The organism is Streptomyces sp. NK15101 (assembly GCF_020400725.1).
Lineage (GTDB): Bacteria > Actinomycetota > Actinomycetes > Streptomycetales > Streptomycetaceae > Streptomyces.
The window spans coordinates 21,179-47,060 of the sequence record NZ_JAINVG010000061.1 but is presented as its reverse complement, the minus strand read 5'-3'; the positions used below and the strand labels follow the sequence as shown (position 1 = coordinate 47,060).

Annotated in this window: 23 protein-coding genes and 1 pseudogene; 14 read left to right on the top strand and 10 right to left on the bottom strand. The window is 73.1% G+C overall.

The window, feature by feature from the left end:
- A partial coding sequence (locus K7G60_RS27375) for a M28 family metallopeptidase (protein ID WP_225803616.1) occupies window positions 1-997 on the bottom strand: 997 nt, incomplete at its 3' end.
- 367 nt (window positions 998-1,364) lie between these two features.
- On the opposite strand from K7G60_RS27375, the gene K7G60_RS27370 reads away from it, so the two are divergent.
- On the top strand, window positions 1,365-2,024 hold the full coding sequence (locus tag K7G60_RS27370; protein WP_225803615.1) for an NADPH-dependent F420 reductase: 660 nt from the start codon (window positions 1,365-1,367) through the stop codon (window positions 2,022-2,024).
- Here the strand turns inward: K7G60_RS27370 and K7G60_RS27365 are convergent.
- On the bottom strand, window positions 1,961-2,614 hold the full coding sequence (locus tag K7G60_RS27365; RefSeq protein WP_225803614.1) for a DUF4291 domain-containing protein: 654 nt from the start codon (window positions 2,612-2,614) through the stop codon (window positions 1,961-1,963). The two genes, K7G60_RS27370 and K7G60_RS27365, sit on opposite strands and share 64 nt — an antisense overlap.
- 119 nt (window positions 2,615-2,733) lie before the next feature.
- On the opposite strand from K7G60_RS27365, the gene K7G60_RS27360 reads away from it, so the two are divergent.
- Complete coding sequence (locus tag K7G60_RS27360) at window positions 2,734-3,051, top strand: DUF6401 family natural product biosynthesis protein (protein WP_225803613.1); 318 nt, start codon at window positions 2,734-2,736, stop codon at window positions 3,049-3,051.
- Between the two features lie 121 nt (window positions 3,052-3,172).
- Here the strand turns inward: K7G60_RS27360 and K7G60_RS27355 are convergent.
- The 3 genes and pseudogenes from K7G60_RS27355 to K7G60_RS27345 all read right to left on the bottom strand — a co-directional run.
- Window positions 3,173-3,750 (bottom strand): annotated as a pseudogene (locus K7G60_RS27355) (hypothetical protein); the annotation flags it as partial.
- Between the two features lie 86 nt (window positions 3,751-3,836).
- The gene (rarD, locus tag K7G60_RS27350; protein ID WP_374115696.1) at window positions 3,837-4,802 is read right to left on the bottom strand and encodes an EamA family transporter RarD; all 966 of its coding nucleotides are present in this window, start codon (window positions 4,800-4,802) and stop codon (window positions 3,837-3,839) included.
- A 155-nt stretch (window positions 4,803-4,957) separates the two neighbouring features.
- Window positions 4,958-5,824: an SDR family oxidoreductase gene (locus K7G60_RS27345; RefSeq protein ID WP_225803611.1), complete on the bottom strand. Its 867-nt coding sequence runs from the start codon at window positions 5,822-5,824 to the stop codon at window positions 4,958-4,960.
- A 96-nt stretch (window positions 5,825-5,920) separates the two neighbouring features.
- Between K7G60_RS27345 and K7G60_RS27340 the strand changes: the two genes are divergently transcribed.
- The 4 genes from K7G60_RS27340 to K7G60_RS27325 all read left to right on the top strand — a co-directional run bounded on the left by K7G60_RS27340 (window position 5,921) and on the right by K7G60_RS27325 (window position 11,643).
- Window positions 5,921-6,301 carry a helix-turn-helix domain-containing protein gene (locus K7G60_RS27340; protein WP_225803610.1) on the top strand — a complete coding sequence of 127 codons (381 nt, stop codon included), beginning with the start codon at window positions 5,921-5,923 and terminating at the stop codon, window positions 6,299-6,301.
- Window positions 6,302-6,384: 83 nt separating this feature from the next.
- Window positions 6,385-7,227 (top strand): hypothetical protein, encoded by an 843-nt coding sequence (locus K7G60_RS27335; protein ID WP_225803609.1) that lies wholly within the window; start codon window positions 6,385-6,387, stop codon window positions 7,225-7,227.
- Complete coding sequence (locus K7G60_RS27330; protein ID WP_225803608.1) at window positions 7,224-9,458, top strand: bifunctional serine/threonine-protein kinase/ABC transporter substrate-binding protein; 2,235 nt, start codon at window positions 7,224-7,226, stop codon at window positions 9,456-9,458. The genes K7G60_RS27335 and K7G60_RS27330 overlap by 4 nt, the downstream gene beginning before the upstream one ends.
- Before the next feature lie 4 nt (window positions 9,459-9,462).
- The gene (locus tag K7G60_RS27325) at window positions 9,463-11,643 is read left to right on the top strand and encodes a bifunctional serine/threonine-protein kinase/ABC transporter substrate-binding protein (protein WP_225803607.1); all 2,181 of its coding nucleotides are present in this window, start codon (window positions 9,463-9,465) and stop codon (window positions 11,641-11,643) included.
- A 45-nt stretch (window positions 11,644-11,688) separates the two neighbouring features.
- Here K7G60_RS27325 and K7G60_RS27320 read toward each other — a convergent pair whose 3' ends face one another.
- From K7G60_RS27320 to K7G60_RS27300, 5 genes are all read right to left on the bottom strand, one after another.
- A complete protein-coding gene (locus K7G60_RS27320; RefSeq protein WP_225803606.1) occupies window positions 11,689-12,741 on the bottom strand; it encodes a 2-oxoacid:ferredoxin oxidoreductase subunit beta in 1,053 nt (350 codons plus the stop codon).
- Entirely contained in the window at window positions 12,734-14,671 is a 1,938-nt protein-coding gene (locus tag K7G60_RS27315) for a 2-oxoacid:acceptor oxidoreductase subunit alpha (RefSeq protein ID WP_225803605.1), read from the bottom strand. The genes K7G60_RS27320 and K7G60_RS27315 overlap by 8 nt, the downstream gene beginning before the upstream one ends.
- A gap of 324 nt (window positions 14,672-14,995) precedes the next feature.
- The gene (locus K7G60_RS27310) at window positions 14,996-15,709 is read right to left on the bottom strand and encodes a response regulator transcription factor (RefSeq protein WP_225803604.1); all 714 of its coding nucleotides are present in this window, start codon (window positions 15,707-15,709) and stop codon (window positions 14,996-14,998) included.
- 317 nt (window positions 15,710-16,026) lie between these two features.
- Window positions 16,027-17,313 carry a sensor histidine kinase gene (locus tag K7G60_RS27305; protein ID WP_225803603.1) on the bottom strand — a complete coding sequence of 429 codons (1,287 nt, stop codon included), beginning with the start codon at window positions 17,311-17,313 and terminating at the stop codon, window positions 16,027-16,029.
- 202 nt (window positions 17,314-17,515) lie between these two features.
- Window positions 17,516-18,697, bottom strand: a complete 1,182-nt coding sequence (locus K7G60_RS27300; RefSeq protein ID WP_225803602.1) for a sensor histidine kinase — start codon at window positions 18,695-18,697, stop codon at window positions 17,516-17,518.
- Between the two features lie 228 nt (window positions 18,698-18,925).
- On the opposite strand from K7G60_RS27300, the gene K7G60_RS27295 reads away from it, so the two are divergent.
- From K7G60_RS27295 to K7G60_RS27260, 8 genes are all read left to right on the top strand, one after another.
- The gene (locus K7G60_RS27295) at window positions 18,926-19,354 is read left to right on the top strand and encodes an NADH-quinone oxidoreductase subunit A (protein WP_123454568.1); all 429 of its coding nucleotides are present in this window, start codon (window positions 18,926-18,928) and stop codon (window positions 19,352-19,354) included.
- Entirely contained in the window at window positions 19,345-19,908 is a 564-nt protein-coding gene (locus tag K7G60_RS39260) for an NADH-quinone oxidoreductase subunit B (protein WP_225803601.1), read from the top strand. The genes K7G60_RS27295 and K7G60_RS39260 overlap by 10 nt, the downstream gene beginning before the upstream one ends.
- The gene (locus K7G60_RS27285; RefSeq protein WP_225803600.1) at window positions 19,905-21,401 is read left to right on the top strand and encodes an NADH-quinone oxidoreductase subunit C; all 1,497 of its coding nucleotides are present in this window, start codon (window positions 19,905-19,907) and stop codon (window positions 21,399-21,401) included. Before K7G60_RS39260 ends, K7G60_RS27285 begins: the two co-directional genes overlap by 4 nt.
- The gene (locus K7G60_RS27280) at window positions 21,398-22,366 is read left to right on the top strand and encodes a complex I subunit 1 family protein (protein ID WP_225803599.1); all 969 of its coding nucleotides are present in this window, start codon (window positions 21,398-21,400) and stop codon (window positions 22,364-22,366) included. Before K7G60_RS27285 ends, K7G60_RS27280 begins: the two co-directional genes overlap by 4 nt.
- 107 nt (window positions 22,367-22,473) lie before the next feature.
- The gene (locus K7G60_RS27275) at window positions 22,474-22,965 is read left to right on the top strand and encodes a 4Fe-4S binding protein (protein WP_225803618.1); all 492 of its coding nucleotides are present in this window, start codon (window positions 22,474-22,476) and stop codon (window positions 22,963-22,965) included.
- Window positions 22,962-23,528 carry an NADH-quinone oxidoreductase subunit J gene (locus tag K7G60_RS27270; RefSeq protein WP_225803598.1) on the top strand — a complete coding sequence of 189 codons (567 nt, stop codon included), beginning with the start codon at window positions 22,962-22,964 and terminating at the stop codon, window positions 23,526-23,528. The genes K7G60_RS27275 and K7G60_RS27270 overlap by 4 nt, the downstream gene beginning before the upstream one ends.
- Window positions 23,528-23,887 carry an NADH-quinone oxidoreductase subunit NuoK gene (gene nuoK, locus K7G60_RS27265; protein WP_225803597.1) on the top strand — a complete coding sequence of 120 codons (360 nt, stop codon included), beginning with the start codon at window positions 23,528-23,530 and terminating at the stop codon, window positions 23,885-23,887. Before K7G60_RS27270 ends, nuoK begins: the two co-directional genes overlap by 1 nt.
- Complete coding sequence (locus tag K7G60_RS27260; protein WP_225803596.1) at window positions 23,884-25,863, top strand: NADH-quinone oxidoreductase subunit L; 1,980 nt, start codon at window positions 23,884-23,886, stop codon at window positions 25,861-25,863. The genes nuoK and K7G60_RS27260 overlap by 4 nt, the downstream gene beginning before the upstream one ends.
- The last annotated feature ends 19 nt before the right edge of the window (window positions 25,864-25,882 follow it).

The following is a 25,882-nucleotide window of genomic DNA, read 5'->3' as shown; positions in this document are numbered from 1 at the left end:
CGGACACGTCCGCGGTGTTCTCGAAGACCGTGCCGGTCGGCGGGGTCGTCGTCCCCGAGGACAGGTTCCAGACCGCGTACGCGACGGCGTCCGCGTTCCGGTCCAGGGCGGTGTCGTTGATGTTCGCCGTGGTGTCGCAGGACGAGTGGTAGCAGCGGTCGAAGGCCTGGCCGGCCGTACCGCCCCACTTCTGCGCCTGTGCCGAGGTCTTGGTGTAGTCGGCGCCGGAGAACAGACCGCCGACCGGGATGCCCGCGTTCTTGAAGGGCGCGTGGTCCGAGCGGCCGTCGCCCTCGGTCTCGATCTCGGTGGGGATGCCGAGCCCGGCGTAGTAGTCCTTGAAGGTCTGCTCGATCACCGGGTCGTCGTCGTAGACGAAGTAGCCCGGGTTCGGCGAGCCGATCATGTCGAAGTTCAGATAGCCCTTGATCTTCGAACGCTCGGTGCTGGGAAGGTTGTTGACGTAGTACTTCGAGCCGACGAGCCCGAGCTCCTCGGCGCCCCACCAGCCGAAGCGCAGGTGCTTCGTCGGCTGGAGCTGGGCGCGGGAGACGGCGAGCGCGGTCTCCAGGATCGCGGCGGACCCGGAGCCGTTGTCGTTGATGCCGGGACCCGAGGTGACCGAGTCCAGGTGCGAGCCGGACATGATCACCTGGTTCGGGTCGCCGCCCGGCCAGTCGGCTATCAGGTTGTAGCCGGTGGCGCCGTTGTAGCTGAACTGCTGGAGCGTGGTGGTGTATCCGGCGGCGTCCAGCTTCGCCTTCACGAAGTCGATCGAGGCCTTGTAGCCGGTACGGCCGTGGGCGCGGTTGCCGCCGTTGGCGGTGGCGATCGACTGGAGGTCCGCCAAGTGCTGCTTGACGTTGGCCAGCGGGATGTCGGGCGCGGCGACGGCCGCGGCCGGGCTGGCGGAGGCACTGGTGCCGGTGAGTCCGGCGAGGGCGAGCGCCGCGAGCGCGGCGGCCGCGGTGGCGCGTCTGGGCACGGAGATGTTCATGTGGGGGCTCCGGATTCCGAACGGGGATGGGACGGAACGTGCGAGACGCCTCGGGCGTGGGTGCCACGAGGCGGCTGGAGCTGTGCGAGTGCATGTGCGGTGTTCGGTTGTTCTGCTGTGCGTGCTGAATGTTCAGTGAAAATTTGACTCCGCGTCAAGAGCGGAAACCGGTCAGGTGTGTTCGCTCACCGGACAGCGGCCCGGGAACGTGGTATGACGCCCCGTCACGGGACGCGGCGGATCGCGGCCGGACGGTAGAGGGCCGATGCGGGAGATCCCGGGACGGGACGGCGCGGGACGGACGTGGGGGCCGTCCGGGCACTAGGGTCGGGCTCCCCGGCCCGTCGTCCCGAAGGAGCGCACGCACATGAAGATCGCCGTACTGGGAACGGGCGAGGTCGGGCGCCGGCTCGCCACGAAGCTGGTCTCGCTGGGGCACGAGGTGGCCATGGGATCCCGCACGGCGGACAACGCCGACGCCGCCGAGTGGGCGGGGGAGCACGGCGGGACGCACGGGACCTTCGCCGACGCCGCGGGCCCCGCCGAGCTGGTCGTCAACGCGACCGGCGGACTCGTCTCCCTCGCCGTCCTGCAGGCCGCGGGCGCCGCGAACCTGCGCGGCAAGGTCCTGATCGACGTGTCCAACGCGCTCGACTTCTCGGAGGGCTTCCCGCCCAAGGTCGGTCTGCCCGACGGCAGGAGCGTCGCCGAGCAGCTCCAGAGCGCCTTCCCCGAGACGCGCGTCGTCAAGACGCTCAACACCATGACCAACACCGTCATGGTCGAGCCCGGCCGGGTCCCCGGACACCACAACGTGTTCCTCAGCGGCGACGACGAGGAAGCGAAGGCCGTGGTCGCCGAGCTGCTCGCCTCCTTCGGCTGGGCCGCCGACCGGATCATCGACCTCGGCGACCTGTCGAGCGCCCGCGCCACCGAGCAGCTGCTGCCGCTGTGGCTGCGCCTCTACGGGTTGCTGGGGACCGGCGACTTCAACTTCGGTGTGGCCGGGCCCGGGCCCGGGGCCTGAATCCTCAGGTGGTCCAGGAGGCCCTCCGGCTCCGGGTAGGGCTCCTCACGGGGGAGCAGCCGGCCGGCGGCCTCCGTGTCGCCGGCCCGGACCAGGGCGTGGACCTCGTGGGCGAGGGCGGTCACGTCGGTGACGGAGACCGTCCACTCGTCCGCGTACCGGCGGGCCGCCTCGCCCGACAGGCCGAGCTGGAGCGAGCGGTACGGGAGGGGCCGCAGGTGGAGGTCGCGCTCCGGGTCCCACTGGACCCGGGCGGGCGCCTCCCTCAGCTGCCGCTTCCAGGACTTCTGGTCGGCGTGGAAGCCGCGCTCGTAGTGGGAGAGGCAGGCGTTCCGCAGGGCCCACTCGAAGCCCTCGCGGGTGATCTCCACGGCGAGGACGGTCTCCTGGCCCTCCTTCGCCCCCCAGCCGGAGCGGTACATCATCCACAGGAACGACGGCTTGATCCACGTCATCCGGTCCCGCTTCCAGGCCTCCGGGAAACGGCCGTCGCGGGCGGCGGGCAGCCCGATCGCGGGCCGGTACGCCTGGTAGACGGTGACCGTGCGCTCGGTGCGGAGCGCGCGGATCCGGTACTTCGGTTCTTCCATGCGCCTCAGGGTGCGGGGCGACCACCGGGCGGGGCCACCGGATTTCCGCGCTCCCGGGAGCCGGAAGCTGCGACGAACGTCACGGTCTGGACCCTTTGGTGCGCACCTAATGTGGAGGGATGAACGATTCGCCCGGCAGCCCGCTGATCGAGGTCGCCGCCACGTACATGCCCCGGCTCTCGGAGTTCTCCTTCGAGCCGGGTCTCGTGGCCGCCGTCGACCAGCACGCGGCGGCCGTGTGCGACGCGCTGGTCCCTCCCCGGCGGGGCCCGGAGGGCCGGACCGTCCGCCGGGAGGAGCTGGCCGACTACGTCCTCGGGTTCACCGACCGGCTCTCCGAGGTCGACTGGACCGAGCCCGTCGGCCACGACTTCGCGACCCTCCGCCTGACGGCGGTCTGCTGGCTGATCCGGGAGCACGACCTGCTGGGCGTGTGAGCGCCGGGGCCTGTGCCGGGTCCGTGGACGGCTCGTGGGACTCCCGCGCCTGCATCGGGTCCATGGGCGGCTCCTGGGGCCCGCCCCGCTCCTCCCGTTCGCGCCGCGTCGCGCGCTCCTGTGCCGACGGCATCCCGCTCCGGGCGTCCCCGCGGCCCCGCCGGCAGGCCGGGATCCGGTCCCTCGCCCGGCCGGTCTCCTGCTCGGCGGCCGACGGCCGGCGCTCCCAGCGGTCCCGCATCGGGGTGACGAGACCGCCGCCGACGCCGACGATCACGACACCGGCGATCATGGCGAGCACGGCCGTGAGCACCGGGCCGGTGATCGCGGTCGCGATCCCCGCCTGGCCCGGCGCGGCGATGACGCCGAGGCCGACGACGAACGCCCAGGCCGCCGTGGCGAGGACCTTGCCGTAGGAGGCCTGCCCCGGCGCGCCCTCCACGATGTCCCGTACGGCGCGGGCGATGGCCATGGCGACGACGACGATGACGCAGGCGACGATCGCCCGCGGCAGCCGGGCGACGATGCCGTTGATCACGAGGCTGACCGGGTTGGGGCCGAAGACCCGAGGGCCGGCTGGAGGGCGATGAGCAGGATCGCGAGGAACCCGATGAACTCCGGTACGAACTCGGCGACGGCGGACCAGGCGTCCGTGAATCCCCTGCCGAAGTCGACCGAGAGGGCGAGGGGTTGCGACATGGCGCCATCACTCCGCTCAGGAGGGCCCCGTACCGCCGGGGCCTGGACTCCCGACCCGACTACGCGCGCGTGCCGCCCGCCCCCCGTCAGCGTCCGGGGTGGGCCGATGGGGTGGAAACCGCCGTGGCCCCGGTCTCCCCGCCGGCGTGTCCGGTCGCGGGAGCGGTCGTCGCGGGGGCGGCTTCCGTACGTGCGGCGGAGACCGCCGCCTCGACCGCGGCACGGCTCTTCCGGGCCGTCCGGAGCGCGTCCCAGGTGAGGATCGCCAGCGCCAGCCAGACGAGGGAGAAGCCGGCCCAGCGCTCCGGCGGCATCTCCTCGTGGAAGTAGACGACGCCGAGCAGGAACTGGAAGGTCGGCGCGAGGTACTGGAGCAGTCCGAGCGTGGACAGCGGTACGCGGATCGCCGCCGCCCCGAAGCAGACCAGGGGGGCCGCCGTGACGAGGCCGGTGGCGGCGAGCAGCGCCGTGTGGCCGGCGCCGTGGGTGCCGAAGGCCAGGGTGCCCTGGGCGCCGAGCCAGACGAGGTAGCCGAGGGCGGGCAGGAACTGGACGGCGGTCTCGGCGGCGAGCGACTCCAGGCCGCCGAGGTTGACCTTCTTCTTCACCAGGCCGTAGACGGCGAAGGAGAACGCGAGGGTGAGCGAGATCCACGGTGGCCGCCCGTACCCGACGGCCAGGACGAGCACGGCCGAGAAGCCGACGCCGACCGCCGCCCACTGCGCGGGGCGCAGCCGCTCCTTGAGGACGAGGACGCCGAGGGCGATGGTGACGAGCGGGTTGATGAAGTAGCCGAGGGAGGCCTCGACGACGTGGCCCGTGTTCACGGACCAGATGTAGAGGCCCCAGTTCACGGTGATGACGGCGGCGGCGACGGCGACCAGGCCGAGCTTGCGCGGGCTGCGCACGAGTTCGGCCGTCCAGCCCCAGCGGCGCAGCGCGATCAGGGCGGCGCCGACGAAGACCAGGGACCACACCATCCGGTGGGCGAGTATCTCGACGGCTCCGGCGGGCTTGAGGAGGGGCCAGAAGAGCGGGACCAGTCCCCACATGCCGTAGGCGCCGATCCCGTAGAGCAGTCCCGCTCGTCCGTCGTTCTTCTCGGTCTTCACCCTGGACCTCCCGCCCTGTGCCGCGCTGTCCTGTCGAAGGTAGCGCCGCACGGGGCGGGTTGTCATGGCCGTACCGCTATACGGTCATGACAGCGTCACGAGGCGGCGAGCGCCTCCTTGATCGAGTCGGCGATCGGGGTGGTCGGGCGGCCGGTCAGCCGGGCCAGGTCGCCGGTCCGCAGGGCGAGCGCGCCGCCCGCGACGGCCCGGTCGACGTCGACCAGGATCTCGGCGAAGGGCCGCGGGACCCCGGCGCCGGTGAGGATCTCCAGGTGGGTCGCGGCGGGGACGTCGCTGTACGCGATCTCCCGGCCGGTCTGGGCGGCGACCTCGGCCGCGTACTCGGCGAGGGACCAGGCGGTGTCGCCGCTCAGCTCGTACGCCCTGTTCAGGTGCTCCTCGGCCGGGCCGGTCAGGACGGCGGCCGCCGCGGCGGCGTAGTCGGCGCGGGAGGCGGAGGCGATCCGGCCCTCGCCGGCGCTGGCGACGACGGCGCCGTGGGTCAGGACCGGGGCGAGGTTCGCGGTGTAGTTCTCGGAGTACCAGCCGTTGCGGAGGAAGGTGTACGGCAGGCCGGACGCGAGGATCAGCTCCTCGGTCGCCTTGTGCTCGTCGGCGAGCGTGAAGTCGGCCTCCGGGCCGCCGAGGACGCCGGTGTACGCGAGCTGGGCCACGCCGGCGGCCTTCGCGGCGCTCACCACGGCGGTGTGCTGGGCCACCCGCTGTCCGACCTCGCTCCCGGAGATCAGGAGCACCCGGTCGCCGGCCTCGAAGGCGCCCGCCAGGGTCTCCGGCTCGCTGTAGTCGGCGACGCGGAGCTCGACCCCGCGCTCGGCCAGGTCGGCGGCCCTGGCCTTGTCGCGGACGACGGCGACGACGGACTCGGCGGGGACGCGGGCCAGCAGCTCGCTGATGACGAGGCGTCCCAGCTGACCGGTGGCGCCGGTGACGACGATGCTCATGGGTCTCTTCTTCCCGTGGGGTGCGGTGGACGATGCACTCACCGTACGACGTGCGCTAACCATTCGAAAGTACCCACTTTGAAGTAAGGTACTGGCATGGGAGTAAGCAAGCCGCCGAACGTGAACGAGCCGATGTGCCCCTCGCGCCTCGTCCTGGAGCACGTCACCAGCCGCTGGGGCGTCCTCGTCCTCGCGGCCCTCCTGGAGCGCTCCCACCGCTTCAGCGAGCTGCGCCGCACGATCGGCGGCGTCAGCGAGAAGATGCTGGCCCAGACCCTCCGGACCCTGGAGCGCGACGGCTTCGTCCACCGCGACGCCAAGCCCGTCATCCCGCCCCGCGTCGACTACGGCCTCACCGCCCTCGGCGAGGAGGCCGCCCGGCAGGTCTGGGGGCTGGCCCGCTGGAGCGAGCGCAGCCTCGGCGCGGTGGAGGAGGCGCGTGTGCGTTACGACACGGTGCGTGCGGTGTCCCAATGACGTTGTAGCCCGCGCGAGTTGATCTGCGGAGCCGTACGATCTGCTCACCGATCGGGGGAATCCGTGAAGACCGTGGGGGAGCTGTGGCGTACGGGGACCGAAGACTGCTGCGTGCCTGCTGTGCCGTGATGGTGGGCGGGCTGATCGCGACCGGGTGCAGCAGCGGTGGCGAGGGCGAGAAACCCGGAGGCAGGGGCGGCACGAGCGGGACGGCGGCCCCGACCAAGGCCCCGGCCGCGACGCCCACTCCCACACCGACCGCCTTCGACTTCACCCCGGACCCGAAGCGCGCGCCGAAGACCGAGGCCGAGGCCAGGCGCCTCGCCCTCGCCGTCGTCGCGGGACCCGACGCCTGGGGCCCCGAGTACGTCAAGCGCAGCCCGTACCTCAGCGACCCGGAGTACTGGCCGGTGCTCGATGAGACCTGCTCCTGGGAGACCGGCAGCCGTCCCTCGACGGTGCTCTACAGCGTCACCGCCTACAGTGAGATCCCGGCCGCCGGCGGCAAGGGCAACCTTCGGGTCGCCTCCACCGTCACCGTGCACCGCACCGCGACCGACGCCGACTGGGAGATGGCCTCCACCCTCGAAGAGGCGCTGCGCTGCCCCGACCAGCAACTGCGCGCCGGCGAGCGCATCTCCGGGCTCATCTCGGTCGGCAACTCGTTCGGCAGAGACGGCATGTACACCGCCGAGGACTCCCTCGGCGAACGCGGCTTCTACGAGCGCGACGACGTGAAGGGGAAGCAGCAGTACGGCTGGACCCAGTCCCGGATCGGCCAGGTCACCGTCGCCGTCGTGGTCAAGGGCGCCGCAGGCTACAGCGAGACGGCCACGGCCACGACCACGGGCACGATCCAGCCCCAGGCCAACGCCCTCGTCACCATGCTGCATCGCGTCCAGAAGCAGTTGGAGGTCCAGTCGTGAGCACCGCCGCCCCGCAGCCGGGACCCCGGCCCGGCGACCTCCAGCCCCTCCTTCCCTCCGACCCCTCGACGATCGCCGGCTACCGGCTCCTCGGCCGGCTGGGCGCCGGCGGCATGGGCGTCGTCTACCTCGGCCGCACCGCCGCCGGCGAGCTCGCCGCCGTCAAGGTCACCCACGCCGACCAGGCCGACCAGCCCGACTTCCGCGCCCGCTTCCGCCGCGAGGTCGAGGCCGCGCGGCGGGTCTCCAGCCCCTGGGCCGTGCCCGTCACCGGCGCCGACCCGGACGCCCCCGAACCGTGGATGGCCACCGCCTTCGTCGCGGGACCCTCCCTCGGCGAGGCCGTCGCCGCGCACGGCCCGCTGCCCGAGCGGTCCGTCCGCCTCCTCGGCTGGTCCGTCGCCCGCGCCCTCGCCGCCGTGCACGCGGCCGGGCTCGTCCACCGGGACGTCAAGCCCGGCAACGTCCTCCTCGCCGTCGACGGGCCCCGCCTCATCGACTTCGGCATCGCCCGCGCCACCGGAGAGACCGCCCTCACCGCCACCGACATGGTCGTCGGCACCCCCGGCTTCCTCGCCCCCGAACAGGCCGAGGCCCGCACCGACGCGATCGGCCCGCCCGCCGACGTCTTCGCCCTCGGCTGCCTCCTCGCGTACGCGGCGACCGGCCGCCCGCCCTTCGGCACCGGCGCCGTGGACGCCCTCATGTACCGCACCGTCCACGACGAGCCCGACCTCACCGGCGTACCCGAGGGACTGCTCGACCTCGTCCGGGCCTGCCTCGCCAAGGACCCCGCCGCCCGGCCCACGGCGGCCGAGGTCGGCGTACAGCTCGTCGAGGACACCCCGCGCGACGGCGCCGAATGGCTGCCCGCCCCCGTCGTCCGGACCATCGCCGAACGCTCCGCCCGGATGCTCGCCCTCCCCGAGATCGACACCACCGAGCCGGGCACGGCCCCCGCCCCGCCCCCCAAGACCCGGCGCGGCTTCCTGCTCGCCGCGGGTGGCGCCGTGCTCGCCGTGGGCGGCGGCGGCGCCGTCTGGGCGGCGCTCGGGGACGACCGGGACACCCGGGGCGACGGCAAGAAGACCCCGCCGCCCCGCACCAGTTGGACGATCGGAGTCCTCGCCGACCTCTCCGGCCCCGCCAAGGTGATCGGACAGGCCCAGGAGCGCGGCGCGCGGCTGGCCGTCGAACAGTTCAACGCCCGCAAGGACAAGCCCTTCACACTCGAACTGAAGGTGGTCGACGACCGGGGCGACTCGGCCCGGGCCGCCGAACGCGCCCTGGCCCTGACCACCGACCCGGGCGTGATCGCCGTCCTCGGCGCCACCACCGACGCCGTCGGCCTGGCCGTCCTCCCCGCCTTCGAGGAGGCCGGACTCCCGCTGATCACGGTCTCGGCCGGATACAACCTGCTCACCCTGCGGGCCGACGCGAGCCAGCCCAACAAGACGGTCCTGCGGGCAATTCCGAGCCACATCTTCGCCGGCTCCCACCTCGCCAACGCCACCACGCTGCTGCCGGACATCAGCCGCCCCGGCGTCCTGGAGGACCGGACCGAGGACGCGTACAGCTGGCAGGTCACCGGCGGCGTGCGCTTCGGCTTCGGACAGGCCGGGATCACCCCGCACTACCGGGTCGTCCCGGCCCGGGCCGCCACCGCGCGCGACTACCGCCGGGTCCTCGGCGAGATGGTCGACGCCGGAATCGACGCGTACGTCCACTGCGGAATCACCGAGACCGCCGTCCTCGCGGCCCGCGCCCTCAACGAACTCCGCTTCACCGGGCCTAGGTTCACCGGCCAGGCCGTCTTCGGCCCGGACTTCCTCGCGCGCGGCGGGGCGGACGCCGAGGGCTGGTTCGTGTGCGCGCCCGTCGCCGACCCCGCCACGCTCAAGTCGGCCGCCGCCTTCGCCGCCGCCCACCGCAAGCGGTACGGCACCGCTCCCGCGTACTACGCGGGCGAGTCGTACGACGTGATCGCGATGACGATCGCGCAGCTGACCGCCGACGCGAAGGCCGGCCGCAAGCCCGCCCGCAAGGGGCTGTGGGCCGCGTTGCGCAAGCAGAAGTACACCGGCGCCACGGGGTCCCTGATGTTCAACGAGACGGGTGAGCTGAGCCCCGGCGGCACGTACATCTACGCGGTTCAGAACGGGGCGTACAAGCCGATGGGCGCGGCACCCCTGGTGCCGAACAAGCCCGCGCAGAACAGGAAGAAGGCCTGAGTCCGTGCAGCCGCTCCGCAAGGCCGATCCGTCCGCGATCGCCGGCTACCGGCTCCTCGGCCGGCTGGGCGCCGGTGGTATGGGCGTCGTCTACCTCGCCCGCTCGACCGGCGGCGCGCTCGCCGCGCTCAAGCTCATCCGCGCCGAGCACGCCGCCGACCCCGGCTTCCGGGAACGTTTCCGCCGCGAGGCGCGGGCCGCCGAACGCATCGCGGGGCGCTGGGTCGTCCGCGTCCTCGGCGCCGACCCGGAGGCCCGAGAGCCCTGGCTCGCCACCGAGTACGTGCCGGGGCCCTCGCTCGCCGAGGCCGTGGGCCTGCACGGCGCCCTGCCCGAGCCGACCGTACGGGCCCTGGGCGCCCGCCTCGCGGCCGCGCTCGCCGCCGTGCACGAGGCCGGGCTCGTCCACCGGGACGTCAAGCCCGGCAACGTCCTCCTCGCCCTCGACGGGCCCCGGCTGATCGACTTCGGCATCGCCAGGACCGCCGGGGCGACCGCCCTGACCGCCACCGACGCGATGATCGGCACCCCCGGCTTCCTCGCCCCCGAACAGGCCCGGGTCACCGGCTCGGGAGAGGTCGGACCGGCCGCCGACGTCTTCTCGCTCGGCTGCGTCCTCGCGTACGCGCTCAGCGGTGAACGCCCTTTCGGTACGGGCGCGGTGGCGGCCGTCGTCTACCGGACCGTCCACGAGGAACCCGACCTCGACGAGGTGCCGGACACGATCCTGCCCCTGGTCAAGGCCTGCCTCGCGAAGGACCCGGACGACCGGCCCACGGCCGCCGAGGTGCGCGAGGCCCTGGGACGGGCGGACGGCCCGGCGGGGGACTGGCTGCCGGACGGCCTGCCCGCCCTGATCGCCCAGCGGTCCTCCAGGGTCCTCGACCTTCCGGTGCCGGAGCCCACGATGCTCGTGGACGACCAGCCCCCGCAGGGCCCTTCGCGCCGCCGGTTCCTGATCGGCGGCTCGGCGGCGGCCGTCGCGGGCGCCGGTGGCCTGACCGCCTACCTGCTGAGCCGTACGCCTTCCGGAAGCGCGGGCAGCGGCGGCAGCACGGGCGCCCGCCTCGCCACGTACACGATCGGCGTCGTCACCGACCTGAGCGGAGCCACGAAGGCCGACGGGAGGGCGCAGGAGCGCGGGGCGCGGTTTGCCGTGGAGACCCTCAACGCCCGCGCCGACCGCCCCTTCGACCTGGCCCTGAAGGTCATCGACGACGGGGGAGACCCGAAGCGCGCCAAGGCGGCCGCCCGTAGCCTGGCCGGCCTCGGGAACCTGGCCGTCGTGCTCGGTCCGACGGTCGCCGCGACCGACATCGCCACGCATGACGAACTCTTCCTCCACAAGATCCCGTTGGTGAGCGTGGTCGCGTCGGTGCCGGAGTCGGACCTCGTCGGACAGGGCGCCGCCCGGCTCTACTTCGAGGCCCGGACCTCGCCCGACGTGCTGGTCGTGGCCTTCGGCCGGTGGCTGAGCGAGCACGAGCGCCGCAGGACCGCCGTCATCGAGGACAAGGCGGCCGGACGCACGAGCTGGTTCGCCACCAAGATCTTTAAGGAGAACCCGCCTTCGGCCGACGACGGCGGAGTCACCACCGCTCACCCGCTGGAGGCGGACAGCGAGGACGTCGAGTCCGTCGTCCGGCAGGCCCTCGCGACCCGCCCCGACAGCCTGTATTACGCCGGGACTTCACCTCGCAGGGCCGCACTGTGCGCCAAGGCCCTGGCCCGGCAGGGGTACAAGGGCCCCTGCGGCAGCGCGGAGCAGGTGCTCCAGCCCGAGTTCCTGAGTCTCGCGGGTCCGGCGGCGGAGGGCTGGTACTTCGGCGCCAGCTACGTCGACCCGGAGCGCATGCCGGCCGGGAAGCAGTTCGCCGCCGCGTACCGCGCGCGGTGGAAGCTGCCCGCGACGGCACCCTTCGAGTGGTACGCGACGGAGACGTACGACACCGTCCACTGGATCGCTCAGGCGCTGCGCACGGCGGTCGCGAACAAGGCGCAGGACGTGGCCACCGCGGTCGTGAACGCCCTGCGACAGGCCCCGTACCAGGGGATCTCGAAGGCGTACCGGCCCGACCTCAGGAACAGCAAGGAGGCGGCGCTGAAGGCGGTCTTCCTCTGGCAGGTGCGCGGCGGGGTCCCCACCTACCTGGGCCCCTTCGCGACCGCCGCGAAGGAGGACTGACGAAGGGCCCGGCCCGCGGGTGCGGACCGGGCCCTCGCACGGCTGTCAGCCGACGACCGTCCAGGTGTCGCTGCCCGTGAGGAGCTGGCCCAGGTCGCCCTTGCCGTACCGCTCGACGGCCGTCTCCAGCTGCTCGGCCATCAGCGTGTCGTACACCGGCCGCTCCACCGAGCGGAAGACGCCGATCGGCGTCTGGTGGAGGGTGTCCGGGTCCGCGAGGCGCGAGAGCGCGAAGGCGGTGGTCGGAGTGGTGGCGTGGGCGTCGTGGACGAGGATCCGGGCCTCGATCGAAGGAGTGACCGTGACGACCCGGAGGTCGCCGGTGGCCGGGTCGCGGACGACGCCCTTCTCGTTCTCGGCGCCGAAGCGGATCGGCTGCCCGTGCTCCAGGCGGATCACCGCCTCCTTCGCCTGGTCCTTGTCCTTGAGGACCTCGAAGGCGCCGTCGTTGAAGATGTTGCAGTTCTGGTAGATCTCGACGAGCGCCGTGCCGTTGTGCTCGGAGGCCTGGCGGAGCACCTCGGTGAGGTGCTTGCGGTCGGAGTCGACCGTGCGGGCCACGAAGCTCGCCTCGGCGCCCAGGGCCAGCGACACCGGGTTGAAGGGGGCGTCGAGCGAGCCCATCGGGGTCGACTTGGTGATCTTGCCGACCTCGGAGGTGGGGCTGTACTGGCCCTTGGTCAGCCCGTAGATCCGGTTGTTGAAGAGCAGGATCTTCAGGTTGACGTTGCGGCGCAGGGCGTGGATCAGGTGGTTGCCGCCGATGGACAGCGCGTCGCCGTCGCCCGTGACCACCCACACCGACAGGTCGCGGCGCGAGGTGGCGAGACCGGTGGCGATGGCCGGGGCGCGGCCGTGGATGGAGTGCATCCCGTAGGTGTTCATGTAGTACGGGAAGCGGGAGGAGCAGCCGATGCCGGAGACGAAGACGATGTTCTCCTTCGCCAGTCCGAGCTCGGGCATGAAGCCCTGCACGGCGGCGAGGACCGCGTAGTCGCCGCAGCCGGGGCACCAGCGGACCTCCTGGTCCGACTTGAAGTCCTTCATGGACTGGGCGGCCTCGGCCTTCGGCACCAGTTGCAGCAGGGGCTCAGGCATCGATGACCTCCTTGAGGGCGGCGGCGAGCTGCTCGGCCTTGAACGGCATGCCGTTGACCTGGGTGTGGCTGCGGGCGTCGACGAGGTACTTCGCCCGGACGAGGGTGGCGAGCTGGCCGAGGTTCATCTCGGGGACGACGACCTTCTCGTACCGCCTCAGCACCTCGCCGAGGTTCTTCGGGAAGGGGTTGAGGTGGCGCAGATGGGCCTGGGCGATCGGGCTGCCGTCGCGCCGCAGCCGGCGGACGGCCGCCGTGATCGGCCCGTAGGTGGAGCCCCAGCCGAGGACCAGGGTGGCCGCGCCGTCCGGGTCGTCGACCTCGACGTCCGGCACCTCGATGCCGTCGATCTTGGCCTGGCGGGTGCGGACCATGAAGTCGTGGTTCGCCGGGTCGTACGAGATGTTGCCGGTGCCGTCCTGCTTCTCGATGCCGCCGATGCGGTGCTCCAGGCCGGGGGTGCCGGGCACGGCCCAGGGACGGGCCAGGGTCTCCGGGTCGCGCTTGTACGGCCAGAAGACCTCGGTGCCGTCGGCCAGCTCGTGGTTCGGGGTCGTGGCGAACTGCGTCCGCAGGTCGGGGAGCTCCTCGACGTCCGGGATCCGCCAGGGCTCGGAGCCGTTGGCCAGGTAGCCGTCGGAGAGCAGGAAGACCGGAGTGCGGTACGTGAGCGCGATCCGGGCGGCGTCGAGGGCCGCGTCGAAGCAGTCGGCGGGCGTCCTCGGGGCCACGACCGGCACCGGCGCCTCGCCGTTGCGGCCGTACATGGCCTGGAGGAGGTCGGCCTGCTCGGTCTTGGTGGGCAGACCGGTGGACGGGCCGCCGCGCTGGATGTCGACGATCAGCAGCGGCAGCTCGAGCGAGACGGCGAGGCCGATGGTCTCGGACTTCAGCGCCACACCGGGGCCGGAGGTGGTCGTGACGGCGAGGGAGCCGCCGAAGGCGGCGCCCAGGGCGGCGCCGATGCCGGCGATCTCGTCCTCGGCCTGGAAGGTGCGCACGCCGAAGTTCTTGTGCTTGCTGAGCTCGTGCAGGATGTCCGAGGCCGGGGTGATCGGGTACGAGCCGAGGTAGAGCGGCAGGTCCGCCTGGCGGCCGGCGGCGATCAGGCCGTACGAGAGGGCCAGGTTCCCCGAGATGTTCCGGTACGTGCCGGTGGGGAAGGCCCGGGTGGCGGGGGCGACCTCGTACGAGACGGCGAAGTCCTCGGTGGTCTCGCCGAAGTTCCAGCCGGCCCGGAAGGCGGCCACGTTGGCCTCGGCGATCTCCGGCTTCTTCGCGAACTTCTGGCGCAGGAAGGTCTCGGTGCCCTCGGTCGGGCGGTGGTACATCCAGGAGAGCAGCCCGAGCGCGAACATGTTCTTGCTCCGCTCGGCCTCCTTCCGGGACAGGCCGAAGTCCTTGAGCGCCTCCAGGGTCAGCGTCGTCAGCGGCACCGGGTGCACCCGGTAGCCGTCGAGCGAGCCGTCCTCCAGGGGCGAGGTCGCGTACCCGACCTTGGCCATGGCGCGCTTGGCGAACTCGTCGGTGTTGACGATGATCTCGCCGCCGCGCGGCACGTCCCCGATGTTCGCCTTGAGGGCGGCGGGGTTCATCGCGACCAGCACGTTCGGGGCGTCGCCCGGGGTCAGGATGTCGTGGTCGGCGAAGTGGAGCTGGAAGGACGAGACGCCCGGCAGGGTTCCGGCAGGCGCCCGGATCTCGGCCGGGAAGTTCGGCAGCGTGGAGAGGTCGTTCCCGAAGGACGCCGTCTCCGAGGTGAAGCGGTCACCCGTCAGCTGCATGCCGTCACCGGAGTCACCCGCGAAGCGGATGATCACCCGGTCGAGCCGGCGCACTTCCTTCTCGGTGCCGTGGTGGGGCGTCGCCGGGGCGCTGCGCTGCTCCCCGACCAGGGCCTCACCGGCCTCGCTACTGACCTGGCTGGTCACTGAACTGGACCTCCCTCGCGGCAAGGGGACTCTCCGCCGGAGGCGGGGAGAAGGCTCGGGCGCGGCCGGTGACCACCGATCGATCGTCGATCTTCCGTCGATCTTCCGCCGATCCTCGGAGATCACCTTCCGTCCCGAGGCCCACCCTACGACGGTAAGGGGGCCCTTCCCGGGACTTCTCGCATCGTGAACCTCTTTTTGAGATGCCCTCTTGTCTTGAATTGTCAGTTTCTGTCGCTGCCCGGAGGTTCCGGAAGGTCGGATTCCGCCTCATTCTTTGGACCTGGGGCCAGGGACCAGGTTATCTGACGGGGCGTCAGGTAATCAGGACTTCAGGTACGTCAACACCGCGAGTACCCGGCGGTGATCACCGTCACTCGGGGAGAGGCCCAGCTTCAGAAAGATATTGCTGATGTGCTTCTCCACCGCGCCGTCGCTGACGACCAGCGCCTTCGCGATCGCCGAGTTCGTCCGGCCCTCCGCCATCAGACCGAGGACCTCCCGCTCGCGCGGGGTCAGGTTCGCCAGCACGTCCTGCTGACGGCTCCGGCCCAGCAGCTGCTGCACGACCTCGGGGTCCAGCGCCGTACCGCCGCCGGCCACCCGGACGACGGCGTCCACGAATTCCCGGACCTCCGCGACCCGGTCCTTCAGGAGATACCCCACGCCCCGGCTGGAACCGGCCAGAAGTTCGGTGGCGTACTGCTCCTCCACGTACTGCGACAGCACCAGGACCCCCAGCCCCGGATATTCCTTGCGCAGCCGCACCGCCGCCCGCACGCCCTCGTCGGTGTGCGTCGGGGGCATCCGCACGTCCGCCACCACCACGTCCGGCAGCGCGCCCTCGTCCGCGAGTCCCGCCACCGTCTTCACCAACGCCTCGCCGTCCCCCACCCCGGCGACGACCTCGTGCCCCAGATCCGTCAGGAGCCGGGTCAGTCCCTCCCTGAGCAGGACGGAATCCTCGGCGATGACCACCCGTACCCGCCCCGTCACTTCTCGCACGCTCACGCCCTGCAGCCCCCATGCTCCGGTCATCCGATGAGACCTTCAGCATGGCATCCCCACGACCCGCGCCCGGCCCGTACGGGGGTGTCCCCGGCCCCGCCCGCGCTCCCGCCCGTGCGGGCGTCGCACCCGGCGGAGCGGTGCCCCCGCCCGTGCGTGCGCCGCGCCCTGCTGGGCGATGCCCCCGCCCCCACCCGTGTGCCCACCCGTTCCGCCCCAGCGGAACGACCGCCCACAACGGGGGCGCGAGGGGCGGGGGTGGGCACCGCCCCGGCGAAGGACCGCCCACGACGGGGGTGCGGGGTGGGCGCCGCCCCGGCGGAACGGGGGCGCGGACCCCGCCCGGGCTACGGCCGCCAGGGCAGTTCGGCCGTCACCGTCGTCGGGCCGCCGGCCGGCGAGTCCACCGCCAGCACCCCGTCCACCGCCCCCACCCGCTCCGACAGCCCCGCGAGCCCCGCGCCGGCCTCCACGCGCGCGCCGCCCTCCCCGTCGTCCCGCACCTGCAGCATCAGCCGGTCCTCCGTGCGCCACACGTCCACCCACGCCCGCCGCGCCCCCGAGTGCCGGGAGACGTTCTGGAGGAGCTCGGAGACGGTGAAGTACGCGATGCCCTCGATCGCCGGCGCAGGCCGTCCCGGCAGGTCCACGTCCACGGAGACGGGGACCGCGCACCGGGAGGCGACCGCGGACAGCGCCGCGTCGAGCCCCCGGTCGGTGAGGACCGCAGGGTGGATGCCCCGGGCGAGGTCCCGCAGCTCCTGGAGGGCGAGCTTCACCTCGCCGTGCGCCTCGTCGACGAGCACCGCCGCCGCCTGCGGGTCCCGCGCCAGCTTCTCCTTGGCGAGCCCCAGGTCCATGGCCAGCGCGGCGAGCCGGGCCTGCGCGCCGTCGTGCAGGTCGCGCTCGATGCGCCGCAGGTCGGCGGCGGCGGTGTCGACGACGACGCCCCGGTCCGACTCCAGCTCCGTGACGCGCGAGGCCAGCCGGGACGGGCCGAGGAGCCCGGAGACGAGGAGCCGGTCGACGGAGACGAGCCCGCGCAGCACCCACGGCCCGACGAGGACGAACACGAGCCCGATCAGGCTGGTCACGGCCAGTTCGAAGGGCGCGTCGAGGTAGAGGGCGTGGGTCCGGTCGCCGTACAGCTGGATCCCGTCCTGCCCCACCCACGTGGGGAAGACCCACTGCCACAGCGGATACGTGAAGAGGCTCCAGCCCCAGGCCCACAGCGTCACCGTGACCGAGAAGGAGAACACCGCCCACGGCATGTGCAGGACCGCGTACAGCAGGTGCCGCCACGACGCGCCGCTCTTCAGCATGGCCCCCATCCACGAGAACGCCCCGCCGGTCCGCCCGCGCACCGGCTCCGGCGCCGCCACGTCGAGGCCGAGCAGCCCGCGCGCCCGGGCCCGCTCGACCGCGCCGAAGCCCCGGCACATCGCGAGCGTCCCGGCCAGGACCGGCACGCCGAGGAAGGTGATGAGCAGCCCCGCGCCGGCCGAGGCGAAGGCGATGGAGAGCGCGAACCAGCAGATGCTCAGCGGCAGGCCGATCAGCACGTAGCCGAAGGCGCGCCAGGTGCGGGCCTCGAACGGCGCGCGGATCGCGGCGGGGAGCGGGTGGGAGGCCATCGCGGTGTTCCTTCTCTGCTCGGAAGCTCTGCTCGGGGGTCCTGCTCGGAGGCCCTGCCCGGCGGTCCTGCTTCGGAGGGGCGGGCGGTACGCGTTCCAGGGTTCCGTCCCGCGCCCCGCCGGACCATGAGGCGGGTGGGCGTCTGCGGGCGGGGGTTTTCCCTACCCGGGAGCTACCGGAACCCGGGCGCCGCGGGGCGGCTCACGCCCCCGGCCGGGAGCGCCACGGCAGCTCCGCCGTGACCGTCGTCGGGCCGCCCTCGGGGGAGTCGAGGACGAGCAGCCCGTCGACCGCGCCGAGCCGCTCCGCGAGCCCGGCGAGCCCCGTACCGCCGTCGAGGCGGGCCCCGCCGGTCCCGTCGTCGCGCACCTGGAGCAGCAGCCGGTCCCCGGCCCGCCAGACGTCCACGGAGGCGGACCGGGCGCGCGCGTGCTTGGAGACGTTCTGGAGCAGCTCGGACACCGTGAAGTACGCGATGCCCTCGATCGCCTCGGCCGGCCGGTCGGCCAGGTCCACGTTCACCTTCACCGGCACCGTGCAGCGCGCGGAGACGGAGGAGAGCGCGGCGCCCAGTCCCCGGTCGGTGAGGACCGCCGGGTGGATGCCCCGGGCGAGGTCCCGCAGCTCCTGGAGGGCGAGCTTCACCTCGCCGTGCGCCTCGTCGACCATCGCCGCCGCGGCCTCCGGGTCTTCGAGCAGCTTCTCCTTCGCGAGGCCGAGCCCCATCGCGAGCGCCACGAGCCGGGCCTGCGCGCCGTCGTGCAGGTCGCGCTCGATGCGCCGCAGGTCGGCGGCGGCGGTGTCGACGACGACGCCCCGGTCCGACTCCAGCTCGGCGATCCGCCGCTCCAGCTCGTCTGAGGGCGAGAGCAGCCCCCGGACCATGCCCCGGTCGCCGTGGGCCAGGCCGCGGGCCAGGAAGGGCAGGACGGGCCAGAGGACGAAGAGCGAGACCAGCGCGACGGTGAACGTCACGATCCCCCAGGGCAGCCGGATCAGCCCGTACAGCTGGGTCCGCCAGGCCACCGGGTCCTTCAGCGAGGCCCACAGCCAGCCGAAGAAGCCGCGGGGCCGGGGCAGCGGCGAGGGCTCGGCGATCTTCACGCCGAGCAGTGCGCGGGCCCGCGCCCGTTCCGACCGGCCGATGAGGCGGGCGCCGCCGAGGCCGAGGGCGAGCAGCGGCAGCCCGATCACGGTGACGGAGAGACCCACGCCGACCGCGACGGTCACGACCGCGTAGACGAAACCGGCCAGTGCCGTGAAGAGGTTGGAGAGGAGGAAGGAGATCTCCTTCCAGGTCTCCTTCCCGTAGGCGAGCCGCAGCGGCGGACGAGGGGCTTCGACGGCCCCCGAGGACTCGGCTGAATCAAGATCGGCGCTCATGGTCCCCAGCCTGCCGGTCGGGGACGGTGCGACGCCATGGGGGAGGTGGGTGAGCGGAAGGGGGGATATCCCCACTGGCGGAGGCACCCCCGAAGCCACCCGCGGGACACCGGAGAAGCTACTGACGAGGCAACCGCGAAGCTACCGGTGGGGCACCCACGAAGGCACCCGCGCCTGCTTACGGTCCCTTTAGCAGGGCCTAGACTCGCGTCCGTACAGAAGTGACTCATGAGACACCGAGACCGAGGGGCGGACGTGCGGGAACCGACCGTTGTCGCGGCCGACGCGGCGGACTACTTCCAGACGTACTCCGTCGTCGGCGTGCTCGCCGTCGTCGGCGTGCTCTTCGTGGCCGTGGCCTTCTCGGCCAACCGGCTGCTCAGGCCCGTCGTGCCGACGCCCGAGAAGCTCCTCACCTACGAGTGCGGTGTCGACCCCGTCGGGGAGGGCTGGGCCCACACCCAGGTCCGCTACTACGTGTACGCCTTCCTCTACGTCATCTTCGCCGTCGACTCGATCTTCCTCTTCCCCTGGGCGACGGTCTTCGCCGCGCCCGGATACGGCGCCACGACCCTGGTCGAGATGTTCGTCTTCCTCGGCTTCCTGGCCGTGGGGCTGCTCTACGCGTACAAGAAGGGCGTCCTGGCATGGACGTAACACCCCTGCCCGCTCCCAAGCTGGGGCCGCTCGCCCGCCTGGCCCCCGAGCCGATGAAGGTGGTCCTGAACTGGGGCCGCCGCTACAGCCTGTGGGTCTTCAACTTCGGCCTCGCCTGCTGCGCGATCGAGTTCATCGCCGCGTCCATGGCCCGGCACGACTTCATCCGGCTCGGCGTGATCCCCTTCGCGCCGGGGCCGCGCCAGGCCGACCTGATGATCGTCTCGGGCACGGTGACGGACAAGATGGCGCCTGCGGTGAAGCGCCTGTACGAGCAGATGCCGGAGCCGAAGTACGTCATCTCCTTCGGCGCCTGCTCGAACTGCGGCGGCCCGTACTGGGACTCGTACTCCGTCACCAAGGGCGTCGACCAGATCATCCCGGTGGACGTCTACGTGCCGGGCTGCCCGCCGCGCCCGGAAGCGCTGCTCCAGGGCATCCTCAAGCTCCAGGAGAAGATCGCCCGGGAGAGCCTGGCCGAGCGGTACGCGACCGCCGCCACGGTCTCCCAGCTGACGAGCCCCCTGGTCCCGCCGCCGGGAGGCGCCCGGTGAACGGCTACGACTCCCTTCCCGACGCCGTGACGGAGGTCTTCGGCGAGGAGGCGACGGCGGAGCGGGCGTACGACCTGCTGACGGTCGACGTCCCGCCGTCGGCCTGGCTCACGGCGCTCGAGACCGCCAGGGACACCCTCGGCTGCACGTACTTCGACTGGCTGAGCGCCGTGGACGAGCCGGGCACGGGCTTCCGCGTCTGCGCGCACGTGGTGGCGCTGGGGGAGGGGGCTCCGAAGCGCCTCCTGCTGCGCACGACGGTCCCGCACGAGGCCCCCGCCCTCCCCACGGCGATCGGGGTGTACGCGGGCGCGGGCTGGCACGAGCGCGAGACGCACGAGATGTTCGGCGTGACCTTCGAGGGCCACCCGCACCTCGTCCCCCTCCTCCTCCCCGAGAACTTCGAGGGCCATCCCCTGCGCAAGGACTTCGTCCTGGCGGCCCGGGTCGCCAAGGCGTGGCCGGGCGCGAAGGAGCCGGGCGAGTCGCACGACGGCGGCGGCCCCAAGCGCCGCCAGATGCTTCCTCCGGGCGTCCCGGACCCCAATGAATGGGGCCCCCTGAAGGGCCAGCTCCCGCCGGCCCCCGCCCGCCCCGCCCGCGCGGCGGCCGGCGACCGCCCGGTCCGCCGGACCCGCACGGCCACGGAGGGCTCGGCGAGCCAGGCGGAGCCCGCCGCTCCGGTCCGCCGCTCCCGCTCGGCGTCGGAGGGCTCGGCGAGCCAGGCGGCCGCGGAGCCGGGCGCTCCGGTCCGCCGTTCCCGCTCGGCGGCCGAAGGTTCCGCGAGCCAGGCGGCGGCTGCGGCGGCAGAACCGGATGCCGCGCCGGACGCCCCGGCGGCCCGCCCGCCGCGCCGCTCCCGTTCGGCCGCGGACGGCTCGGCGAGCCAGACGGCGCCGGAGACCGGCGGCCGGACGGCCCCGGACACGACCGGCCCCGCGCCCAGCGCGGCGGCCGCCGCTCCGCGTACCCGCAGCTCGGACGCCCCGTGGCACCACGCCCGCCCGGCCTTCGACGACGAGACGCAGCCCCCGGCCCCCAAGGAGCCCACGGCCGCGACCCCGGCACCCACGGCCGCGACCCCGGCAACGGAAACCCCGTCCGCGACCCCGGCAACGGAAACCCCGTCCGCGGCCCCCGCAACGGAAACCCCGACTCCCGAGCCCGAGGCCCCGGCCGCGCCGGTCGCCCCGCCCCCCGGACCGGAAGCCCCCGCTCCGGCGGCCGCCCCGGCCCCCGGGCCCGAGGCTCCCGCCGCGGAAGGCGCTCCTGCCCCGGAGCCGGAAGCCCCCGCCCCCGAACCCGAGGCCCCGGCCGCGCCAAGCACCCCGGCCTCCGAGCCCGAGGGCCAGGCCCCGGCCGCCACCCCGGCCCCCGGGCCGGAAGGCGCCCGCGCCGCCGGTGCGGACGAAGACCGCACCCACGAGCCGCCCGCCGGGCGGGACCGTGGCACCGACACCCCCAACGACCCCGCCGGAGGCGATCCCGCGTGAACGACGTACTCGACGTCGCCCTCCGGCTGATCGTCGTCTTCGTGTGCTTCCTCGTGCTGCCGCTCGTCGTCGGGCAGACCGAGCACAAGGTCATGGCCCACATGCAGGGCCGTCTCGGCCCCATGTACGCGGGCGGCTTCCACGGCTGGGCCCAGCTCGTCGCCGACGGCGTGAAGTTCGCGCAGAAGGAGGACGTGGTCCCGGAGAACGCGGACCGGCGGATCTTCCAGCTCGCGCCGGCCGTCGCCCTCCTCCCGTACCTCCTCGTCCTCCTCGCGATCCCGATCGGCCCGGGCGAGGGCGCGGTCGGCCAGGTCGTCGACGCGGGAGTCTTCTTCGTGCTCGCCGTCATGGGCGTCGGCGTCCTCGGCAGCCTGATGGCCGGCTGGGCCTCGGCGAACAAGTTCTCGCTGCTCGGCGGCCTGCGCACGGCCGCCCAGCTCCTCGCGTACGAGCTGCCGATGCTGCTCGCCGCCGCGTCCGTCGCGATGGCGGCCGGCACCGTCTCGCTCCCGGGCGTCCTGAACGCCTTCGAGTGGTGGTGGGTGCCCTGGCAGATCGTCGGCGCGCTGGTGTTCTTCACCGCCGGGCTCGCCGAGCTGCAGCGCCCGCCGTTCGACATGCCCGTCGCCGACTCGGAGATCATCTTCGGCGCGTACACCGAGTACACCGGCCTCCGCTTCGCGCTCTTCCTGCTCGCCGAGTACGCGGGCATCGTCGTCCTCTGCGGTCTCACCACCGTCCTCTTCCTCGGCGGCTGGCACGGCCCCTTCGGCGCCGACGGCCTCGGCTGGGTCTGGACCCTCCTCAAGACGGCCGTGCTCGCGTTCCTCGTGATCTGGCTGCGGGTCTCCTACCCGCGGCTCCGCGAGGACCAGCTGCAGAAGCTGGCCTGGACGACGCTCGTCCCGCTCGCCCTGGCGCAGATCGCGCTCACCGGCATCGTGAAGGTGGCGATCCAGTAATGCCCACCGCGTCTCCCGACCCCCGCCCCTCGTCGACACCCTCCGGGCGGCCCCGTTCGTTCCCCGGCTCCGGCCTCGCCAAGGGCCTCGCCGTCACGCTCCGCACGATGACGCGCAAGACCGTCACCGCGCAGTACCCGGACGTGCAGCCCGAGCTGCCGCCCCGCACCCGCGGGGTCATCGGCCTGTTCGAGGAGAACTGCACGGTCTGCATGCTCTGCGCCCGTGAGTGCCCCGACTGGTGCATCTACATCGACTCCCACAAGGAGACGGTGCCCCCCGCCGCCCCCGGCGGCCGCGAGCGCAGCCGGAACGTCCTCGACCGCTTCGCCATCGACTTCTCGCTCTGCATGTACTGCGGCATCTGCATCGAGGTCTGCCCCTTCGACGCGCTGTTCTGGTCGCCCGAGTTCGAGTACGCGGAGACCGACATCCACGAGCTCACCCACGAGCGGGACAAGCTCCGTGAGTGGATGTGGACGGTCCCCGAGCCGCCCGCGCTCGACCCGCGCGCGGAGGAGCCGAAGGAGGTCGCCGCGGCCCGCAAGGCGGCGGAGAAGGCCGCCGCCCAGGCGGCGGCCACGGAGGACCAGCAGTGAACCTCACCGCAGCAGCCGCCACCGCGGCCGAGGCCCACGGCTTCCTCTCGCCCACCGGCGTCGAGGTCGCCTTCGTCCTCGTCGGCCTCGCCACCCTCGGCGCCGCCCTCGTCACCGTCACCACCCGCCAGCTGGTGCACGCCGCCCTCTGGCTGGTCGTGGCGCTCGGCGGGCTGGCCGTCGAGTACCTGCTCCTGACCGCCGAGTTCATCGCCTGGGTCCAGGTCCTGATCTACGTCGGCTCCGTCGTCGTCCTCCTCCTCTTCGGTCTCATGCTCACCAAGGCCCCCATCGGCCGCTCCCCGGACGCCGACTCGGGCAACCGGCCGGTCGCCCTCGCCGTCGCCCTGGCCGCGGCGGCCGCCCTCGTCTGGGTCGTCGTCGACGCGTTCCGCACGACCTGGATCGATCTGGACGGGCCCGCCCAGGGCTCCACGGACGTGACCGGCCAGATCCTCTTCCGACACTGGGTGCTGCCCTTCGAGGCGCTGTCGGTGCTGCTCCTCGCCGCCCTGGTCGGCGCCATCGTCCTGTCGCGGAAGAAGAAGGAGGACGAGCGCTGATGCACCTCGCCTACCCGGCCGTCCTCGCCGCCCTCCTCTTCGCCGTCGGCCTCTACGGCGTCCTCGCCCGCCGCAACGCGATCCTGGTCCTGATGTCCGTCGAGCTCATGCTCAACGCCGTCAACCTCAACCTGGTCGCCTTCGACGTCTGGCTCCGCGACACCCTCCACGCCGGCCAGGCGCTCACCCTCTTCACCATCGCCGTCGCCGCCGCGGAGATCGGCATCGGTCTCGCCATCGTCCTGATGGTCCACCGCAACCGCGGCACCTCGGACGTCGACCGCCTGCGCGACACCAAGGAACAGCCGTCCGCCGAGGAACAGCCGTCCGCCGAGGAGAAGGCCGAGGCCGCCGCGTGACCACGACCACCCTCGCCGTCCTCGTCCCCCTCCTCCCCTTCCTCGGCTCCGCCGCCGGGCTCCTCCTCGGCCGCGCCGCGCCCGGCTTCGTCCGCCCGCTGGCCGTGCTGCCGACGCTCGCCGCCGCCGTCCTGGCCGTCCTCGTCGCCGCCCGCCAGGGCGGGGGCAAGGCGATCGACGCCGCCACCCAGCTCACCCCGACCGGCTCGGTCCCCGTCGACCTGGCCCTCCACATCGACGGCTTCGCCGCGCTCGTCGCCGTCCTCGTCGGTGTCGTCGCCACCTGTGTGCAGATCTACTCGACCGGCTACCTCCGCGAGGACCCGCGCTACCCCTCGTACGCCGCGCTCGTCTCCCTCTTCACCTCCGCGATGCTGCTCGTCGTCTACTCCGGCGACCTGATGGTGCTCCTGGTCGGCTGGGAGATCATGGGCATCTGCTCGTACTTCCTCGTCGGCCACTACTGGGAGACCCCCGAGGCGCGGTCCGCCTCCCTGAAGGCCTTCCTCGTCACCAAGCTGGGTGACGTCCCCTTCCTCATCGGTCTCTTCGCGCTCGCCGCCGACGCGGGCACGTTCCGGATCACGGGCGTCCTCGGCGCCGTCGCCGGCGGCGGCCTCGACCACCCCACCCTGATCGCGCTGCTCCTGCTCGCCGGTGTCGCCGGCAAGTCCGCGCAGTTCCCGCTCCACACCTGGCTCCCGGACGCCATGGCCGGCCCCACCCCCGTCTCCGCGCTCATCCACGCGGCGACGATGGTCGCCGCCGGCATCTACTTCACGGCCCGTCTCCTCCCGGTCTTCGCCGCCTCCGCCGCCGCGATGACCGTGCTCGCCGTGATGGCCGCGGTCACCATGGTCGGCTCGGCGCTCGCCGCGCTCGCCCAGGACGACATCAAGCGGGTCCTCGCCTACTCGACGATCGGACAGCTCGGCTACATGGCCGGGGCCCTCGCCGTCGGCGACCGCGGGGCCGCCGTCTTCCACCTCCTCTCGCACGCCGCGTTCAAGGCACTGCTGTTCCTCGCCGCCGGCGCGGTCATCCACGCCGCCGGCACGAACTCGCTCACCGCGATGTCCCGCATGAGCGGCCTCGCCAAGCGGATCCCCGACGCGTACTGGACGATGACCGTCGCCCTCCTCGCGCTCGCCGCGATCCCGCCCTTCGCCGGCTTCTTCTCCAAGGAAGCCGTCCTCGTGGCCGCCGAGCACACCGCCCTCGGCGAGCGGGACGTCGCCCCCGCCGGGGCCGGCTGGACCGTCCTCGTCGCCGGACTGCTCACGGCCCTGCTGACCGCCGCGTACGCGCTCCGGCTCTGGCTGCGGACCTTCCGCGGCCGCGGCGCCGAAGCCCCCGACCACGGCCGTCAGCCGATCGCCATGACCAGCGTCCTGTGGGTCCTCGCGATCCCCTCCCTGGGCTTCGGGCTGACCGCCGCCTACCTCGACGACTGGTTCGACGGGCACGCCCTCACCCCGACCCTGACCACCGCCGTCCTCGGCACGGGCCTCGCCGCCGCCGGAGCCGTGATCACCTACGCGGTCTGGCGCACCCTCGCGGCCCGCACCCCCGCCCCGGTCCCCGTCCCGCACGTGGCGCACCCGGACGCCGAGGCGGGTCAGGTCGAGGCAGAGGCGCTGCACCTGCCGCACCCCGCCGAGGACCCGGCCGACCCCGGCCGCGCCCTCCTGGGACCGCTGCACGGACCGGCCGCCGACGGCTTCCACCTGGACGCCGTCTACCGGACCGCCTTCGTCCGCCCCGTACTCGCCGCCGCCTCCCTGGTCCGCTTCCTGGACCGCGAGGTCGTCGACACCTACGTACGGGCCGCGGGGGACAGCGCCAAGGGCCTCGGCTGGCTCGTCCGCCGCGCCCAGACCGGCAACGTGCAGACCTACCTGAGCGCCCTGCTCGCCGGCTCCGTCGTCCTGGCGATCGTCGCCGTCGCCCTCGCCAACGCCGTCGCCGGAGCGTGATCCGTGATCGATATCAGCG